Consider the following 2,500-nt stretch of genomic DNA (forward strand, 5'->3'; position numbering starts at 1 on the left):
CGTAGGAGTCTGGGCCGTGTCTCAGTCCCAGTGTGGCCGATCACCCTCTCAGGTCGGCTACGCATCGTCGCCTTGGTAGGCCATTACCCCACCAACTAGCTAATGCGCCGCGGGCCCATCCTGCAGTGACAGCCGAAACCGTCTTTCAGAGTTCTTCCATGCGGAAGAACCGATTATTCGGTATTAGCCCCGGTTTCCCGGAGTTATCCCCATCTGCAGGGCAGGTTGCCCACGTGTTACTCACCCGTCCGCCGCTGAAATCAGGGAGCAAGCTCCCATCAATCCGCTCGACTTGCATGTATTAGGCACGCCGCCAGCGTTCGTCCTGAGCCAGGATCAAACTCTCCATAATAGAGAAATTCGAGTAGCTCGAGTTTCTTGCTGGCATCAATTAAGATGTCAATTTGAATCCGAAGATTCGTTTGTTCTTTTCACCGACAGAGTCGGTTCCAGAACTTTATTTGTTGACGTTTTGCTGTTCAGTTTTCAAGGTTCATTGTTCGTGCTCCGTTAGAAGCAACTCTTATATAATACCATGTTTGCAATCCTTATGTCAACAACTTTTCTAAAAAAGTTTTAAGCTGTTTTCAAAGCCGTTATTCACTTACCGGAAAGGCAACGTTGTTAACTATACCATCCAGCCTATCTAATTGCAATACCCTTAAACGTGGGAATAATTGGAACCACGTACTGAACTAAGTAGCGTTAAATAACTTTACCGTTCCAAATTCTCTTGAGTGTCAATTGAAATAACACTTCCAAGAACTAAAACCAGGTCCCTGCGTAATTTACATAAAGCTGCTGCGCCGCCTTACTACTATCGGAGCTGAAAAACTTATCTTCCGTGTTAGGAAAGAGATATGCATATGATTGTTCAACCTTCGGTTATATATAAAAAAATACACAAAAAAACCATTCCCCATGGGGAATGGCGTTGGCCCGGCGACGTCCTACTCTCACAGGGGGAAGCCCCCTACTACCATCGGCGCTGAAGAGCTTAACTTCCGTGTTCGGTATGGGAACGGGTGTGACCTCTTCGCCGTCGTCACCAGACGACTGAACGATACTTGTTCGTTCAAAACTGGATAAAACCAACATTGTTGCTGAACTTCAAGTTCAACCGTACTTAAGTAACTTAAGGTTAAGTCCTCGATCGATTAGTATCCGTCAGCTGCACGTGTCGCCACGCTTCCACCCCGGACCTATCCACCTCATCTTCTTTGAGGGATCTTACTTACTTGCGTAATGGGAAATCTCATCTTGAGGGGGGCTTCATGCTTAGATGCTTTCAGCATTTATCCCGTCCATACATAGCTACCCAGCGATGCCTTTGGCAAGACAACTGGTACACCAGCGGTATGTCCATCCCGGTCCTCTCGTACTAAGGACAGCTCCTCTCAAATTTCCTGCGCCCGCGACGGATAGGGACCGAACTGTCTCACGACGTTCTGAACCCAGCTCGCGTACCGCTTTAATGGGCGAACAGCCCAACCCTTGGGACCGACTACAGCCCCAGGATGCGATGAGCCGACATCGAGGTGCCAAACCTCCCCGTCGATGTGGACTCTTGGGGGAGATAAGCCTGTTATCCCCGGGGTAGCTTTTATCCGTTGAGCGATGGCCCTTCCATGCGGAACCACCGGATCACTAAGCCCGTCTTTCGACCCTGCTCGACTTGTAGGTCTCGCAGTCAAGCTCCCTTATGCCTTTGCACTCTACGAATGATGTCCAACCATTCTGAGGGAACCTTTGGGCGCCTCCGTTACACTTTAGGAGGCGACCGCCCCAGTCAAACTGCCCACCTGACACTGTCTCCTGCCCGGATCACGGGCAAGGGTTAGAAGTCCAATACAGCCAGGGTAGTATCCCACCATTGCCTCCTCCGAAGCTGGCGCTCCGGATTCCAAGGCTCCTACCTATCCTGTACAGGCTGCACCGGAATTCAATATCAGGCTACAGTAAAGCTCCACGGGGTCTTTCCGTCCTGTCGCGGGTAATGCGCATCTTCACGCATATTATAATTTCACCGAGTCTCTCGTTGAGACAGTGCCCAGATCGTTACGCCTTTCGTGCGGGTCGGAACTTACCCGACAAGGAATTTCGCTACCTTAGGACCGTTATAGTTACGGCCGCCGTTTACTGGGGCTTCAATTCGAAGCTTCGCTTGCGCTGACCTCTCCTCTTAACCTTCCAGCACCGGGCAGGCGTCAGCCCCTATACGTCACCTTACGGTTTTGCAGAGACCTGTGTTTTTGCTAAACAGTCGCCTGGGCCTATTCACTGCGGCTCTCTCGGGCTTTAACACCCTACCAGAGCACCCCTTCTCCCGAAGTTACGGGGTCATTTTGCCGAGTTCCTTAACGAGAGTTCTCTCGATCACCTTAGGATTCTCTCCTCGCCTACCTGTGTCGGTTTGCGGTACGGGCACCTCCCGCCTCGCTAGAGGCTTTTCTTGGCAGTGTGAAATCAGGGACTCCGGGGATAATTCCCCTTGCCATCA

Annotated in this window: 3 rRNA genes (2 of these 3 running past the window's edge); all 3 read right to left on the bottom strand. The window is 51.0% G+C overall.

Annotated features, from left to right (window positions below):
- Nucleotides 1-352: ribosomal RNA gene (locus OC538_RS10795) — 16S ribosomal RNA — on the bottom strand (it extends 1,200 nt beyond the left edge of the window).
- Between the two features lie 585 nt (nt 353-937).
- A 5S ribosomal RNA gene (gene rrf, locus OC538_RS10800) occupies nt 938-1,053 on the bottom strand.
- A gap of 84 nt (nt 1,054-1,137) precedes the next feature.
- A 23S ribosomal RNA gene (locus tag OC538_RS10805) occupies nt 1,138-2,500 on the bottom strand; it runs 1,571 nt beyond the window's last position.

Origin of the sequence: Saccharococcus sp. Marseille-Q5394 (assembly GCF_946901335.1) — a bacterium.
GTDB classification, from domain to species: Bacteria; Bacillota; Bacilli; order Bacillales_A; family Planococcaceae; genus Sporosarcina; species Sporosarcina luteola_C.